Raw genomic sequence first — 15,058 nt, 5'->3', positions numbered from 1 at the left:
GGGAACGATATGTCGGAATGACAACGTTGTCATTAGTGCATTCTAGCCAATTTTAGCGCGAATTCGATGCATCAAGGTATTTAGGTAGGGTGTTGTGCCCGTGAATTGGGCTAGTGCTCGCCGCCCATCTGGGCGAGCAGCTCCTCGATATCGACATCGACCTGGCCCGCGGCCCTGACGTGACGAACTTCAAAACTGTTCGGCCGGAAGCGGTATTCGACGAGCCCGACTTCCTTGATCGCGATCCGGTCCTGACGCTGGTCGTTGATCCTGAAGCCGGCCGACGGCGCCCAGACATGGCGGGCGTGGCGGTAGGTGAAGTCGCGCCGCTGGTGCACGTGCCCACTGGCGATGAGGCGCAGGTCCACAGTCGAGAACATCTCGATCAGGCGCGCGCGTGCCGGCTTTGGCACGTAGCGGATCGAGGTCTCCGGCGTCTCGGGGTCGTCGGGCAGGTTGAGAAACATCGGCTTGTGCACGAACAGCGCGATCGGCCTGCCGTTGATGCGCGCCATTTCCCGGGACAACCAGTCGAACTGCTCAGCCTCGAATGCGAGCCCGGAATTCATCACCAGCGAGTTGAGGCCGATGAAGTGCCAGCCGGCCGCTTCGAACGACCAATGGTCTTCGCCGATGATGTCGCGGAATTGTTGGCGGTGCTTTTCCTCGACCGGCGGCTTGGGCGCAGGCCCGATCGCGGTCGGATTGTCGCCGATGTCGTGATTGCCGGGAATGTAGCGGCAGGCGACGGGCAGGGCGTCGTGCAGGCTCTTGGCGAATTCGACATCGTCGCGACTTGTCGGCCCGTCGAAGGAGACGTCGCCGGTGTTGACGACGAGGTCGGGCCTATCAGCGTCGATGTGTTCGCTGACGCGATCGAAGTTGGCGATCAGGCCGGGGAAGCGCCGGCCGAGATGAGTGTCGGAAATCTGCGTGAGGCGAAATTCGGACATGGGATGAGCATACGCGTTGTCGCACGTCGGAACGATGACGGCACGCGCATGCATCGCCATGAAACAAAGTTTAAAGCACGCGATAGCGGATCGTGTAGGCGTCCTGCGAGGCGCCGCTGCCGGTTGCCGGCGAGGCGATGCGGTCGGCGAGGTGCCAGGGCCCGAACTGCTCGGACCGGTGCGGCTCGGCGGGCAGGCGGAGGCGGAATTCGAACGTGCCCCTGCCGGGCAGGTTCACGACCAGCACGCGGTCGGCGGTGCGGTGGTTGAGCGCCACCGCGCCGCGCAGCACGGAGCGGCCATCACCGAGCTCGCGCACGCCGTCGACCAGCGCCAGCGTCTGGTTGCGGTCGGTGTGCAGCTCGATCTGGCTGTCGGACGCCGCCGTGAGCGTTTCCCTGGGCATCCGGATCTCGAACTCGACCGCCGGCTTGGAGGGATTGAGGCCAAGATAGGCCAGCGCGGCGTGGCGCATGTCGTAGGCGGCGAAGCCGAACAGGGCGAGGGCGGCCAGAGTGGCGAGACCGTGCCTGACGACGTCGCGCCAGCTCCGGTAGCCCAGGCGGAAGTACACCGTCATCGCCAGCGCGACCGCGAGCGCCGCCGCCATGCCTGACAGCGCCGACATCAGGACGCCGAGCCGGCCGTCCGCGGATTCGGTCAAAAGGCTGGAGAGGGTGTTCATGTCAGTCTCTTGGCGCTCGCTCGCCTTGCGGTCCCAGGGGCCGAAATCGCTTTAACTATCGGGCTTTGGTCGCGGGACCGGGAACACCGGTTCAACTCGTTGATTGTCAGCGCCAGCAGTCGCGGCTAATGACGGTCCGCGGTGTTCCGCCTGACGGGAAAGTTCCGATGTCCATCCAAATGGTTTTGCTGCCTGTCTTCGTGCAGGTCGGTCTCACCTTCGCACTCCTGATCGGAATGGTACTGGCGCGCCGGCGCTCGCTGGTCTCCGGCGAGACCAAGAGCCGCGACATTGCGCTGGGTGAGCAGTTCGAATTGCCGGTGCTGTTCTACGCGCTGATCGCCCTGGCGCTGCCCTTGCGCCACGCCGATCTCTTCATCGTGCTGATGTCCTGGGTGTTCGTGGTGACGCGGTTCGCCCATGCCGGCGTGTTCGTCTCCTCCAACGATCCCGGCCGGCGCTCCACGATCTGGCTCGCGGGCGTGCTTGTGCTGCTCGCGATGTGGATCTACTTCGCGCTGAAGATGCTGTTGTTGATCTAGGCGCGCGCATGATCCGGACCCGGAGGGCCGCGTTAGCGCAAAGTGGATACCGGTTTTCCGACAAGATCATGCGCAAAACAAAAATAGCCAATCCTGACCTGAAAGATTCAAATGACTCCCGCTGCCCGGCTGTCCGCAGCCATCGAACTGATCGACACCATCGAGAAGGACCGCGTGCCCGCGGCCAAGGCGCTGAAAGAGTGGGGCACCGCGCACCGCTTCGCCGGCTCCGGCGACCGCGCCGCCATCGCGGGCCTGGTCTGGGACGTGCTGCGCCGCTATGCCTCGAGCGCCTTCCTGATGGACGCCGACACCGCACGCGCCCGGCTGATCGGCATGCTCCGCCTCGAGCGCAACATGGACGCGGCCACCATGGGCGCGCTGTTCGACGGCAGCCGGTTTGCACCGGCGCCGCTGACCGAGGCCGAGCAGGCGGCGCTGGCCTCGCGTTCCCTCAAGGACGCGCCGGCTGCGATCGCGGGCGACTATCCCGAATGGCTCGACCCGTACTTTGCAAAAGTGTTCGGCGAGGAGCGCGCCGCGGAGGCCGCCGCGATGGCGAGCCGGGCGCCGCTGGATTTGCGCGTCAACACGCTAAAATCCAATCGCGACAAGGTGCTGCGCGGGCTTGCTCATCTTCATGCGGAACCGACGCCATGGTCCGCAAACGGCCTGCGCATCGAGCTTTCGGCCGATGCCCGCAATCCCGGCCTCCAGGCGGAGGAGGATTTCATCAAGGGCGCCGTTGAAGTGCAGGATGAGGGATCGCAGCTTGCGGCCAGCTTCACCGCGGCAAAACCCGGCGAGCAGGTGATCGATCTCTGCGCCGGTGCCGGCGGCAAGACGCTGGCGCTCGCGGCCATGATGCAGGGCAAGGGCCGGCTGATCGCCACCGACAGCGACAAGCGCCAGCTTGCCCCGATCCACGAGCGCCTGTCGCGCGCCGGCGTCCACAATGCCGATGTCCGCACGCCCAAGGGCGAGGCCGATCCGCTGGCCGACATCAGCGGCACCGCCGACCTCGTCGTGATCGATGCGCCCTGCACGGGAACCGGCACCTGGCGCCGCAATCCGGACGCCAAATGGCGCATGCGCCCCGGCGCGCTGGAGATCCGCCTGCGCGATCAGGCCGAGGTGCTGGCGCGCGCCGTGCCGCTGGTCAAGGCCGGCGGGCGCATCGCCTACATCACCTGTTCGGTGCTGGCGGAAGAGAACGGCGAGCAGGTGAGGGCGTTCACGGCCCGGCATCCAGAGTTCGCGATCTTGCCGCCCGAACAGACCGCAAGCGTGCTCTGGGACAAGGCGGAGGATTTTGCAAAGGCCGCGCTGCAGTCAGACGAAGGCTGGCTGATGACACCGCGGCGGACGGGGACGGACGGGTTCTTCGTCTCGGTGTTGAAGAAGACGTAGCTCTCGTAGGGTGGGCAAAGCGAAAGCGCCGTGCCCACCATGTCTCCGCGGTTGTGATTGAAGTGGTGGGCACGCTTCGCTTTGCCCACCCTACGGCTCAGCGTGTTCCGCGCCGCCGTTCCCCAAAACAAAAACCCCGCGAACCGAAGCTCGCGGGGCTTTCTAACTCGACGTTCTGCCGGTACGTCCGTGGTCAGAACGGTGCGTGGGCGTTAGCCGACGCGGAGATTGTCAGCCGACGACTTGCCGCTGCGGCGGTCGGCGACGATGTCGAACGAGACCTTCTGACCCTCGTTGAGGGAGGAGAGGCCAGCGCGCTCGACGGCGCTGATGTGAACGAACACGTCCTTCTGGCCGTCATCCGGCTGGATGAAACCATAACCCTTTTGGGTGTTGAACCACTTCACGGTGCCCATAGCCATGGGAATTTCCTTTAGTTAGTTAGAGAGGATACGCACGTGGACCGGTACGCGAAATTGCGCCCATGATCCTGTTCAGTCGATGTTTGGGGAAGTCATCTGAAGCGTGCGCGCCCGTCTGCAACGAAGCGAAGCGGCCCAGTCGTTCGGCCAAGTATCGATGATCACAATATAGCGAGAATTTGGGGCTACTTCAAGGCACCACCCGTGGGCCGGCATGTGGCGCGGCTTTGCTATTTTGCGGTGCAAATGAGCCGCCCGACAGCCCTCAATCCACGATGAAAAGCGTCGCCCCCGTGGCCGTCGAGGACCGGTGCGCGGCGTCGCCGAAGTCCGAGACCTGGTAGCTCATCCCCGCGGTGAGCTTGAATTTCCGCCCGTCGCGCAGTTCGCTGTCGAGCTCGCCCTCGAGCACGTAGAGCACGTGGCCGCGGTCGCACCAATGGTCGGCGAGATAGCCCGGCGAATACTCGACCATCCGCACCCGGAGATCGCCGATGTTGAGCGTCCGCCACTTGGCCTGCCCGGTCTCGCCGGGATGCGTGGTGGCCTCGACCTTGCTCCAGTCTGTGACGGTGAAGGGGGAGGCGGGGAGTTTCATCGGTGGTGATCCTGTTTCAGAGCCGGCGGGCGCAGTGTTAGCGCACGCCCGTCCGGCAGTCTCCGTCATCGTGAGCGATATTCGGTGTCATCGCCCGACTTGATCGGGCGATCCAGTATTCCAGAGGCCGTGCCGTGATGCGGAGAAGCCGCGGCGTACTGGATTCCCCGCTTGCGCGGGGAATGACAGCGGTGGATGGGGCGGCACCGTCCAATCCAGCGAGCTGTCACTACACCAAATGGTTCGCCGACCCCTGCACGATCAGCCCCGCATCATTCACCCGCAGATACTCGCAGATCCGCTTGCCCCGCTCGTTCTCGTAAAACACCACGACGCTATCCGGGCTGACGAACAGGTCGATCAGCGTAAAATGCAGCTCCGGCAACAGGGCGAGCGCCTTGCCCCAATACGCCCGCAAAGCGTCCTTGCCGCGCAGGGTGCCGCTGGCGTCGAACCCCATCGCGGGGATGCGGTCCGAGGTCATCACGGTGTTCTCGTCGTAGAGCGTTAGCACGCGCTCGAGATCGCGCGCGTTCCAGGCCGCGACCCAGGTCCGGCCGAGCGCGGCAAGTGCTGATGGCTGATGGTGCTGTGACATGGCGGTCTCCCTGATTGGCCCCTGTTGGCGTGCGGGACAAATTAGGTCAATAAGACTGACATATATCCATTTGTCCATGCCCAAAGAAGAATGTGGGCGCGCGCATCGCGCGGTTGCGGGCAGGGGCACGGTCGCGTATTTGCTGGCCATGACAGCAGCACAGAACGACCGCTCCGCGTCGACGCCCTCGGTGGCCTCGGCGCACGACAAGATTCTCATCGTCGACTTCGGCAGCCAGGTGACGCAGCTGATCGCGCGTCGCGTGCGCGAGGACGGCGTCTATTGCGAGATCGTCCCGTTCAACAAGGCCGAAGACGCCTTCAACGAGATGAAGCCGAAAGCGGTGATCCTCTCCGGGGGACCTGAGTCGGTGCATGAGGCGGGCTCGCCCCGCGCCCCGCAGCTGATCTTCGCCTCCGGCGTGCCGGTGCTCGGCATCTGCTACGGCCAGATGACCATGGCGGAGCAACTCGGCGGCACGGTCGAGGGCGGCCATCACCGCGAATTCGGCCGCGCCGATGTCGAGGTGAAGGCGCCGAGCAAGCTGTTCGAGGACGTCTGGTCGCCGGGCGGCAAGAACCAGGTCTGGATGAGCCACGGCGATCGCATCACAAAAATGCCGCCCGGCTTCTCGGTGGCCGGCACCTCGCCGAACGCGCCGTTCGCGATCATCCAGGACGAGACGCGCAAGTATTACGGCCTGATGTTCCACCCCGAAGTGGTGCACACGCCCGATGGCGCAAAACTGATCCGCAATTTCGTCCGCAAGATCGCCGGCCTCTCCGGCGACTGGACCATGCGCGCCTTCCGCGAGGAGGAGATCGCAAAGATCCGCGCGCAGGTCGGCAAGGGCAAGGTGCTCTGTGGCCTGTCCGGCGGCGTCGATTCAGCCGTCGCCGCCGTGCTGATCCACGAAGCCATCGGCGACCAGCTCACCTGCGTGTTCGTCGACCACGGCATGCTGCGCCTCGACGAAGCCAAGACCGTGGTCGACCTGTTCCGCCACCACTACAACATCCCGCTCGTGCACGTGGATGCCTCAAAGCAATTCTTGGGCGAGCTCGAAGGCGTCACCGACCCCGAGACCAAGCGCAAGACCATCGGCCGCCTCTTCATCGAGGTGTTCGAGGCGGAGGCCAAGAAGATCGGCGGCGCCGACTTCCTGGCGCAGGGCACGCTCTATCCCGATGTGATCGAGAGCGTCTCCTTCACCGGCGGCCCCTCGGTGACGATCAAGTCGCACCACAATGTCGGCGGTCTGCCCGAGCGCATGAACATGAAGCTCGTCGAGCCCCTGCGCGAGCTGTTCAAGGACGAGGTGCGCAAGCTCGGCCGCGAGCTCGGCCTCCCCGAAATCTTCGTCGGCCGCCACCCGTTCCCGGGCCCCGGCCTCGCCATCCGCTGCCCCGGCGACATCACCAGGGACAAGCTCGACATCCTGCGCAAGGCCGATGCCGTCTACATCGACCAGATCCGCAAGCACGGCCTCTACGACGACATCTGGCAGGCCTTTGCCGTGCTGCTTCCCGTCAAGACCGTCGGCGTCATGGGCGACGGCCGCACCTACGACTACGTCGTGGGCCTCCGCGCCGTCACCTCCACCGACGGCATGACCGCGGACTTCTACCAGTTCGACATGAAGTTCCTGGGCGAGACCGCCACGCGCATCATCAACGAGGTGAAGGGCGTGAATAGGGTGGTGTATGACGTGACCAGCAAACCGCCTGGGACGATTGAGTGGGAGTGAGGGGCGGGAGCCGGTGGATCGACCCTAAAGGCTGAAGGGAATGGGCGGCACTACCTCATATTGTTGTGAGATATTTTCTCTAGAGAAGGATACGCTGCCCGCTTCTAACCAGACGCTTCTCTTTGGTTGATTGACGTAAGGACAAGAGCTGTAATCGCCCCTATAATGTCGTTGATGCTTGGCGCAAGTAGCGGGATTAGTTTGGGCGTCTCATGCAACACAGAGTGCAGTCAGTGACCTGGGGACCTACGCTTGAGGGGATCAATGTAGTAGAGGTCGCTGGTGCGCAGCGTCCGCCCCTCATCCTTGAGGGGACGCCGGACGTCGTCGCAGTGGACGAAGCGTTCAACTTGGTTCGGGACGCGAGCGGAAGCCTCTCAAGTCTGCTGGTACAACTTGACGAAGTAAAGGCTCGATATTGTGTCTTCGGTGGATGGTTAAGGGATACACTGTCCGCGCGCGCGCGGAACTCCGCCGCCAAGAGATGTTGACCTGGTTGTTGCGAATATCGACGTAGCGAGGCTGCTCGCGTTGTTGCCGCCGGTAGACGTGCGGCCGACGATCTTCGGTGGCGTTCAGAGTTCAGCGCCGCCAGTGCCATTTGACATTTGGCCTTTGCGCGAGACGTTTCTTATTCGAGCTCTAAAGTTACCGGCTTCCTTTGAAAGTCTTCTTAGTACTGCCGATTTCAACATCAATGCCGCCCTTTACTTCCCGGCGCAGGGAAGCGCACCGTCTTCGATCCTTGACGCGGGAATGTTGTCCGCTTTGGATAGCCATTTAATTTCCTTCAATGCGAGCGATCTGCCTTTTCCTGTGCTGCAGTGCGCGCGACTGGCTGCATATGCAGCGAAGTTACACTTTAGGCTCGCTCCATCGGTGCTCGAATTTATGAAGCAAGTTTTGGCAGATCAGGGGAATCAAAGAGAGGTCGTTGCCGGCCTCGATCGCTATCAGAGCGGCCCTGTTGCTGAAGCGGCGATTGCTATCGTTAAGTTAATTATAGCGAGACGCATTTGAAGACTTTTTACTTTGCGAATTGCATGGCTGCCTTCGAAGGTGGAGGCGTTAGAGGTGCGGCTTACGCCGGCGCGTACGAGGCCGCAGTTGAGGCGGGTATACGCTTTAGTCGGGTCGCGGGCAGTTCTGCCGGCTCGGTGATCGCTTCACTTATCGCAGCCGGAGCCTCGCCCGCATCGCTCAAGCGGCGGATGTTGGAGACTGTGTGGCTCTGACAGCGCCGGCGCGTAGCGAGGCTGCACCGTTCAAAACAAGCGGCCTGCCGAAGGTCGCCGGCATTGCTCGTTGGATGGGCAGTTCCTGGATAAGCTCAATCGAATCCGGGGGGATGCACAGCACATCGAGAATCAAAGATTGGATCGAGAAAAATCTTCGCGAGGTGCTCGCGGAACAGGGCAAGTCCGTTCCCGATAGATTGGTCCAATTCAGAGATCTAGTGCTGCCGCTGCACGTCGTTGCAGCTGATGTGGCTCAGAAAGAGCCTAAGATATGGAGTCGCGAGACAACACCAGATGATTCCGTCTCGTTCGCAGTCCAAGCCTCTTGCGCGATCCCCGTATACTTCCAACCTGTGTTAGCGGGCTCGTCTGTCCTAGTAGATGGAGGTGCCATCAGCAACCTTCCTACGCATGTATTTCCTACAAATAAAGGCTACCCGGGGCGTTTTTCAGACAAGACACTGGCATTTAGATTGCGAAGCACGCCGGCGCAATTTACTCAATTTGAAGATGCAAAAGACTATGCGCTGTCGATAGCAGACACGCTTGTGACCTCCGCGACGCAAATTCAACAATCGCTACAGGATGGTGTGTACAGCATCGAAATCGACACGGGTGATATCATCGCAACCGACTTTGCCCGGATGACACGGGATGTTCGGCAGACGCTCTACGATAGTGGATTAGGGGCTGTTCGAAAGTTTGTTGCGAGTGAGCGAGAAATTGTCGGGCAACATCGTGTCGCCTCGCGATTTGAAGGCTATGATGAGCGATTGCTCGGTTATGTTCATTTCTTTAACGAAGCGCGTTCAACGATCTGGATTTCCGACTCGTCAACCTATTGGCTGTGGTTCATATTTCCGGCGTTGGCTTCAGCTATTCGGCGCGGCGTTCAAGTTCGGATGGCTGCTGGGCCGCCCGATGCGTCGCAAGCTTTGGTCGAAGAACGGCGCCGGAATCTGCTTCGAGCCATGGGTTGTCACGTGCAAGAACAGCCCATTAGGTTCACCGGCATTTTGGTTGACTATCCGGGTAACGCCGCGACCGCCGTGGTGAGTTCAGAACGAGGAGCCGCAGGACAAGATTTCGAGTACCGCGCTGAGACGGTCATAGTTTACACCAGCGAGGAGGATCTGCCGGTTATTAACACGCTGGGTGCAAGCCTGGTTGAACAAGTTGGATATACGCGCTCGGCGCTACCCTTGGCAGCTTTTGCTATTGAAGCGATGCCTTCAGGGGAACTATTTGAGGCGCTTGCAACAGTTCGCCACTACGAGCAGGCGAGATTTGACATTCAAGAAATTCCACTCGATGCATCCTTGCGGGTCAGTCAAATTCGCGTAAAGGAATTCAAGCTTTTACAGGTCGCCAAGCTCATGGAGGAATTGTCTAACGTGGGACTCGAGCTGTTCATGCCTTGCCGCTATAGATTGCCTGATGGTTCCGTGAGCATCATAACTCCGCCGATCGTTGAGATGACGCAACAGGGGCCGGTGATGATTGAAGGCCATACTCGTGCTTTCTATGCATCTCAGCAAGGCAGAACACGTCTCAAGGTAGTCCTTGTAGATCATGTGCAAGCGGCGCTGCCCGTGCAGCCGCATCCCTTCTTCTCACTTAGATTAGCGCACTAGACAATCGAAGCGTCGGCTAATATGCCCGGTTATGTCAGGTCATTGATCCGTGACATCGAGCCCGCTTTGCATCCTTGATTTGCTAAGTATTACGGTTACAGTGCACTAATTAGCTCAGTGCACTGTAACCGTTACTCCAGCCGTAGACCTACTACTGCTCCTTCCTGAACAAATCCTGGAAGATGAGCTGGCCCCAGACGCGGTCGCGTGCGTGCACCAGCGCGCCACCCTCGTTGAGCTTTCCCAGCTTGACGGGTGCGAAGCCGAGTTGCTTGGCCAGGGCCGCCACGGGAGCGGTCGCGTCGTCGTCGTCGCTCGACAGGAAGACGACCCGGTGCCCACCCTCGACGACCGGATCGGCGGCCAGGGTGGCCGCAACCAGGTGATTGAAACCCTTCACGAGCTTGGCGCCGGTGAACGCCTTCGCGACGAAGGCGGAGGACGGGAGACCGTCCAGCTCTTCTCCAAACCCGTTGGTCGCGTCGATGATCGTCTTGCCTTTCCAACTCGGCAGGGCCTTCGCAACCTCGCGATGCTCCGCGAACGGGACCGCCAGGATGATCGTGTCGGCCTCCAGCGCTTCCCGCAGCGACTTGGCGACGACCGTGGGTCCGATCGCCCGCGCCTGCGGCGCCAACGCCTCGGGCGGCCGGCGGCTTGCGACTGTTACCTCGATGTTCTTGCGGGCGAAGGCGCGGGCGAGGGCCTGGCCTACCTTGCCGAATCCTATAATTGCGTAGCTCATCATGTTTCTCCGATTTTCAGATGGCCGAGAAGCCGCCGTCGACGGACAACTCCACCCCGTTCACGAAGCTCGAATCGTCCGAAGCAAGAAACAGCGCGACCGCCGCAATTTCCTCAGGACGACCCATCTTTCCCCGCGGGATCAGGGATTCGAACATCCGCTTCGCCTCCTCGGTGAGAACCTGGTCCTGCATCGGTGTGGCGATCGGCCCCGGGCTCAGCACGTTCACCCGGATATTCCTGCCCTTCAGTTCGTTGAGCCAGGTGCGTGCGAATGAGCGCAACGCCGCCTTGCTCGCCGCATACACGCCGTAACCAGGAAAACCTTTCACCGACGCAACTGACCCGGTCATGAAGATCGATCCGCCATCGCTGAACAGCGGCAACGCCTTCTGAACCGTGAACAGCGTGCCGCGCGTATTCAGGCCGAAGGCCGCATCGAAATGCTGCTCGGTAATCTCGCCCAGTGGGACGGCTTCGCCCATGCCGGCGCTCGCGTACAGGACGTCGATCTTGCCCTTGTCCCGCTTGACCGTGTCGAACAGACGGTCGAGGTCGTCGAGATTGGCCGCGTCGCCGCGCACGCCGGTCACGTTCCGGCCAATCAGCCTGACGGCCTCGTCGAGCGCCTCCTGCCTCCGGCCCGTGATGAAGACATAGGCGCCTTCTTCAACGAACCGCCTGGCGCTCGCCAGCGCCATCCCGCTTGATCCACCCGTGACGACTGCAACCTTACCTTCAAGCTTTGCCATGACTTCTCCTTTGAGACTCCGTCTTTGGTCGTTCGGGGAGGCCCCCGAGGACCTCGACATAGGTCTGCCGGCGTCAGGCGTTGAGTGCGGAAGCGCGCACATCGGTGGTGCGAAATCGATCCGGCTGGACGATTGACGCCAGCCGCGACGATCGGTGTCCGCCGTTCGGAATTGGGCCACGCTTGGCGGCATGGGCTGTGATCTCCGCCCATGCTACCCACATACGAGATTCTGTTCGGTGTATTGGACGGGCTTTGGAAGGCGCACCCCGGCGGTGCAGGATTGCACCATGATCGACTGGGATGACGTTCGCTACTTTCTTGCCGTCGCGCGTGGAGGCTCGGTGCGGGCCGCCGCTGAGCGCCTCGGGGTGAACCATTCGACCGTGCTGCGACGCATCGCCCAACTGGAGGAACGGCTCGGGGCGCTCATGTTCGAGAAGCTGCCGTCGGGTTACCGCCTGACGGCTGCAGGGGAGGAGGTCCTCGAGCTCGCGGACCAGATGGAGGCGTCGTCGCACCAGCTGGAGACGCGCGTGTTCGGCCGCGACCAGGGCGTGCGCGGGCTTCTGCGGGTGACGCTGGCACCGCCGCTGGCGACACACCTGCTCATGCCTGATTTCGCCGATTTCGCGCGTCTGCATCCGGACATCGAGATGGACATCCTGTCGTTCGGCGAGCTGGCAAATCTGACCAACCGAGAGGCCGACGTCGCGATCCGCGTCGTCTACGACCGCAAAACCCTGCCGCCCAATCTCCACGGCCTGAAGGGACCGGAGCTGTTCGGCGGCGTCTACATGTCCAGGGATCGACTAGCCGCGTGGCGTGCGGGCGCGCCTGGTCCCATCCGTTGGATCGTCATAAGCATTCATGGAATTCCGGATTGGGCCAGCGAGGGTGAGGTTCGCACCGCCGAGGTTCCGTTCAGGGTCACAGATGCCGGGGCGCAGATCGTTGCCGTACGGCAAGGGCTCGGGATCACGACACTGCCGTGCTTCGTCGGCGATGCCGATCCCTTGCTGGTGAGGGTGCCGGGCACCGGCCTGCACATGTACGGAACGCTCTGGCTTCTCACACAGGGGGAGACGCGCAAGACGAAGCGCGTGCGGCTCTTCATCGAGTTCGTATCCCGCAGGCTCGCCGCGTACGCTCCGCTTCTCGCGGGGCTGTCCATATCGGGCGACTGACGCGGCAGGTCGCCGGCGACGCTTGCCGTAATCCGGTCGGAAGCCGAGCTGCGATCGCTTGAAGCGGCGTCGTTCAATCCGAGAAATGTTGCGCCGTACCGCAACCGGATGCGAATGTCGCAGAACGGTCGGAAGCGGTCCTTGCGGAGACCGTCGACAGGTCAGCTGCATGCTTCTGTGATGAAGCCATCGCTGCCGACATGTTGGCAAGCCAGGCCTTGAAGAAACGCACCACCAACTTCCAACTTAATGCGAGAGTGTCTGGCTGCCGTTCGCACAATTGACGAGCTTTTGCGGCCAGTCGGGTGCCGACGCGGCGGATGTCCTCTGGGTCCGCTTGAGCCATTTGAGATAACGCGTCGCCGCCAGGATTGATGCTACGGCGAGCAGAATGCCGCCAACAAGATCGATCAAATAATGTGCGCCGATCACGGGGGTCGCCGCGATCATCAGGATATTGATAGTTGCCGCGATGCCTCCCACGGCGCGTACCGGCCACAACGCCCACATGTAGAGCACGGCTGACGCGGCATGGAAGCTCGGGAATGAAACGATACCGGCCAGCTTGAAAAGTCCGAGTTCGCGCAGGCTGCCGTCACGCAAGGCCAGGATGTCCCGCAATTGTCCAGCATAGACCGATGTGTCGATGTTCGGGTACCGAGCCGGTGGCAGCTGCAATCCGTAGTAGGTGCCGATGGCAGGCACGAAAACAGAGATGGCAATTGCGACCGCGAGCGCAACGCTCATTGCGAGCACGAACAATTGCAGCCGTGCGTACCGCGCCGCGAGGACGAGCACAATGGGAATGCCGAGCAGTGGCCATTTGATCAGCCCATATGCGCGCGACAAGATGATCGCAAGCCATGGGTGGTCGTTGACGTACCGAATGATGGGTTCGGGATCCAAACCAAGTGCGCGATCCACAGAAAGCAGCGCCTGATCCTGGAGAGGATACCCTATTGCTCCCGCGACATAACTAAGCGGTCCTACGATGGCGCAAGTGAGAATGACCTGTCCAATCGTTCCGAGCGAGAAAAAGAGCTTCGGATCGGTGCGATCACCCCTGGTCAGCCGATGATGATAAGAGACAGCGAGCAGTGCCGCCGCGATCGCCAGCGTTGTGCCAAACGCGATCGGTTCGAGACGAAGATTGGTGGACGTCAGCCCTAACGCGAGCAGACTCCCCATAACGGCAATGATCAACCAGTTTGCGTTGAACAGCTGCCAGGCGGCTTGCGGATCCTCGTCGATTTTATGATAGATTCTCGGCGGCTCGGCGCTCCCCTTGACCGCCGTCATTCTTGCGTCGGATTTCATTCCCAGCGAACCTCGCAATCAAAACGAACCGATGGGTTCGCATGAGCGTCGTGATCAACCTAAAGTCGATCATAATCAGGGGTTGCGCAAGACGTATCGCACAATCGAAAGAAATTCCATGTTAACGGCGGGTGAACGAGAGCCGTTATCCTCGTTTGTCGAGCGCCCATCAGGACCATTCACAAAGCGAACCGACGAGGAGGGCGGATTCTGGGCGCAAAGCGAACCGGCATTGCTGGTGCGCCGCGCTGGGATTTGCCTTCGCGCGTGCTGTGCGGGCCATCATGACGGGCGACGCCGCCGGCCTCTCGACCGAACTCGCGATTACGGTGACAGTGCACTCAATGTGCGAGGCTATCCGCTCCTTGCGCGTGGACGGGCGTCGGCCCGCTGGTCGCGGGCTCCGTCGCCGAGATGTTCGGCCTGCGCTGGCAGGCGATGATCCAGGGCCTCGCCTTCATGAGCCACCAGATCGGCAGCTTCCTCGGCGCCTACGGAGGAGGGGTTCTCTACGACGCGCTCGGCTCCTACACCATGGCCTGGCGCACCGGCGTGGCGCTGGGCTTGGCCGGTGGCATCATCCAGGTCGCGTTCGCGCTGATCCGGCCGTCGCAGCCGCCCGCGCCGGTGCTGCGGACGGCGTAGCTGGCGAGCCGGCCATCGCACTTCCATCGGCCGAAGACGTCGATGGCGTTCAGCTTGCACATTCGCGTAGCAATGTTGTGATTTTCGCATCGAGATTTCGGGCAACGGTGAGGGCTTCCGAGCTGCCATAATGCAGCAAATAACTCTCCATTTTGTCATAAGAGACGTGCACGCCATCGGGGCGCTCATCAATGAGCACTGTGACCGGAGCGTAAGATCCAGCATCGGGCACGTGCTTGACCATTTCTTTCATGATGAGTGGATTGCCGATCACAAGCCGTATGATTTTAGGCGTCTTGGATCCGGCTTCGCGACGCAGAATGTCGCCCAAGTCAAATTCCGCGAAGAGCATAAGGTCCGTTCGGCCGAGGCCGCTTCGTACAACGCGCTCCAAATCCGGGAAGGAATTTGTCGCCCTCGTTTCCTTGAAAAATTCGACCATGTTGGGCTGCCCGACCGCCGACTTGAGCGCCGCCACAATAGTGTCGAATGATTTTAAGCTCGTGAGGCTGAAGCGCTCTACTTCGATTTTAGCGATTGTCATTTTGTCCTCTGTAACAATTCTCATGGATAAAGTGCGCCTGATC

General features: G+C 61.5%; 15 protein-coding genes and 1 pseudogene. 7 read left to right on the top strand and 9 right to left on the bottom strand.

All coding sequences use genetic code 11. The annotated features are described in order from the left end of the window. Positions 1 to 110: 110 nt before the first annotated feature. Positions 111 to 953, bottom strand: coding sequence for a metallophosphoesterase (locus CT676_RS07880; RefSeq protein WP_135214300.1), 843 nt, complete (start codon positions 951 to 953; stop codon positions 111 to 113). Between the two features lie 70 nt (positions 954 to 1,023). Continuing rightward, a complete protein-coding gene (locus CT676_RS43905) occupies positions 1,024 to 1,638 on the bottom strand; it encodes an acriflavin resistance protein (protein ID WP_167767983.1) in 615 nt (204 codons plus the stop codon). A gap of 167 nt (positions 1,639 to 1,805) precedes the next feature. On the opposite strand from CT676_RS43905, the gene CT676_RS07870 reads away from it, so the two are divergent. Together CT676_RS07870 and CT676_RS07865 are read left to right on the top strand one after the other, a co-directional pair. Then, positions 1,806 to 2,180 (top strand): MAPEG family protein, encoded by a 375-nt coding sequence (locus CT676_RS07870; RefSeq protein ID WP_063986431.1) that lies wholly within the window; start codon positions 1,806 to 1,808, stop codon positions 2,178 to 2,180. A gap of 111 nt (positions 2,181 to 2,291) precedes the next feature. Continuing rightward, positions 2,292 to 3,590, top strand: a complete 1,299-nt coding sequence (locus tag CT676_RS07865; protein WP_135214299.1) for an RsmB/NOP family class I SAM-dependent RNA methyltransferase — start codon at positions 2,292 to 2,294, stop codon at positions 3,588 to 3,590. Positions 3,591 to 3,802: 212 nt separating this feature from the next. On the opposite strand, the gene CT676_RS07860 is transcribed toward CT676_RS07865, so the two are convergent. From CT676_RS07860 to CT676_RS07845, 3 genes are all read right to left on the bottom strand, one after another. Continuing rightward, the gene (locus CT676_RS07860; protein WP_008141931.1) at positions 3,803 to 4,012 is read right to left on the bottom strand and encodes a cold-shock protein; all 210 of its coding nucleotides are present in this window, start codon (positions 4,010 to 4,012) and stop codon (positions 3,803 to 3,805) included. 265 nt (positions 4,013 to 4,277) lie between these two features. Beyond that, on the bottom strand, positions 4,278 to 4,610 hold the full coding sequence (locus CT676_RS07855) for a DHCW motif cupin fold protein (RefSeq protein ID WP_063983785.1): 333 nt from the start codon (positions 4,608 to 4,610) through the stop codon (positions 4,278 to 4,280). Between the two features lie 229 nt (positions 4,611 to 4,839). Beyond that, positions 4,840 to 5,208 carry a nuclear transport factor 2 family protein gene (locus CT676_RS07845; protein WP_135214298.1) on the bottom strand — a complete coding sequence of 123 codons (369 nt, stop codon included), beginning with the start codon at positions 5,206 to 5,208 and terminating at the stop codon, positions 4,840 to 4,842. A gap of 148 nt (positions 5,209 to 5,356) precedes the next feature. Here CT676_RS07845 and guaA point away from each other — a divergent pair, with 148 nt between their 5' ends. The 3 genes from guaA (at position 5,357) to CT676_RS07825 (ending at position 9,827) form a co-directional block, all read left to right on the top strand. Then, positions 5,357 to 6,955, top strand: coding sequence for a glutamine-hydrolyzing GMP synthase (gene guaA / locus CT676_RS07840; RefSeq protein WP_135214297.1), 1,599 nt, complete (start codon positions 5,357 to 5,359; stop codon positions 6,953 to 6,955). Positions 6,956 to 7,486: 531 nt separating this feature from the next. Continuing rightward, positions 7,487 to 7,975: a hypothetical protein gene (locus tag CT676_RS07835; protein ID WP_135214296.1), complete on the top strand. Its 489-nt coding sequence runs from the start codon at positions 7,487 to 7,489 to the stop codon at positions 7,973 to 7,975. 205 nt (positions 7,976 to 8,180) lie between these two features. Next, the gene (locus CT676_RS07825; protein WP_135214295.1) at positions 8,181 to 9,827 is read left to right on the top strand and encodes a patatin-like phospholipase family protein; all 1,647 of its coding nucleotides are present in this window, start codon (positions 8,181 to 8,183) and stop codon (positions 9,825 to 9,827) included. Positions 9,828 to 9,978: 151 nt separating this feature from the next. On the opposite strand, the gene CT676_RS07820 is transcribed toward CT676_RS07825, so the two are convergent. After that, the gene (locus CT676_RS07820) at positions 9,979 to 10,572 is read right to left on the bottom strand and encodes an NADPH-dependent F420 reductase (RefSeq protein ID WP_244623107.1); all 594 of its coding nucleotides are present in this window, start codon (positions 10,570 to 10,572) and stop codon (positions 9,979 to 9,981) included. Positions 10,573 to 10,588: 16 nt separating this feature from the next. Beyond that, a complete protein-coding gene (locus tag CT676_RS07815; RefSeq protein WP_135214423.1) occupies positions 10,589 to 11,323 on the bottom strand; it encodes an SDR family oxidoreductase in 735 nt (244 codons plus the stop codon). Positions 11,324 to 11,612: 289 nt separating this feature from the next. Between CT676_RS07815 and CT676_RS07810 the strand changes: the two genes are divergently transcribed. After that, positions 11,613 to 12,509, top strand: a complete 897-nt coding sequence (locus tag CT676_RS07810) for a LysR family transcriptional regulator (RefSeq protein WP_135214293.1) — start codon at positions 11,613 to 11,615, stop codon at positions 12,507 to 12,509. 246 nt (positions 12,510 to 12,755) lie between these two features. Here CT676_RS07810 and CT676_RS07805 read toward each other — a convergent pair whose 3' ends face one another. Then, positions 12,756 to 13,826 (bottom strand): phosphatase PAP2 family protein, encoded by a 1,071-nt coding sequence (locus CT676_RS07805; protein WP_244623106.1) that lies wholly within the window; start codon positions 13,824 to 13,826, stop codon positions 12,756 to 12,758. Between the two features lie 378 nt (positions 13,827 to 14,204). On the opposite strand from CT676_RS07805, the pseudogene CT676_RS07800 reads away from it, so the two are divergent. After that, a pseudogene (locus CT676_RS07800) lies at positions 14,205 to 14,471 on the top strand (MFS transporter); the annotation flags it as partial. Positions 14,472 to 14,520: 49 nt separating this feature from the next. Here the strand turns inward: CT676_RS07800 and CT676_RS07795 are convergent. After that, positions 14,521 to 15,015 carry a DUF302 domain-containing protein gene (locus tag CT676_RS07795; protein WP_135214292.1) on the bottom strand — a complete coding sequence of 165 codons (495 nt, stop codon included), beginning with the start codon at positions 15,013 to 15,015 and terminating at the stop codon, positions 14,521 to 14,523. Positions 15,016 to 15,058: the final 43 nt, after the last annotated feature.

Origin of the sequence: Bradyrhizobium sp. MOS001 (assembly GCF_004634465.1) — a bacterium.
Classification (GTDB): Bacteria; Pseudomonadota; Alphaproteobacteria; order Rhizobiales; family Xanthobacteraceae; genus Bradyrhizobium; species Bradyrhizobium barranii.
The sequence above is the reverse complement of the archived record's forward strand: the minus strand, read 5'-3'. Positions and strand labels throughout refer to the sequence as shown.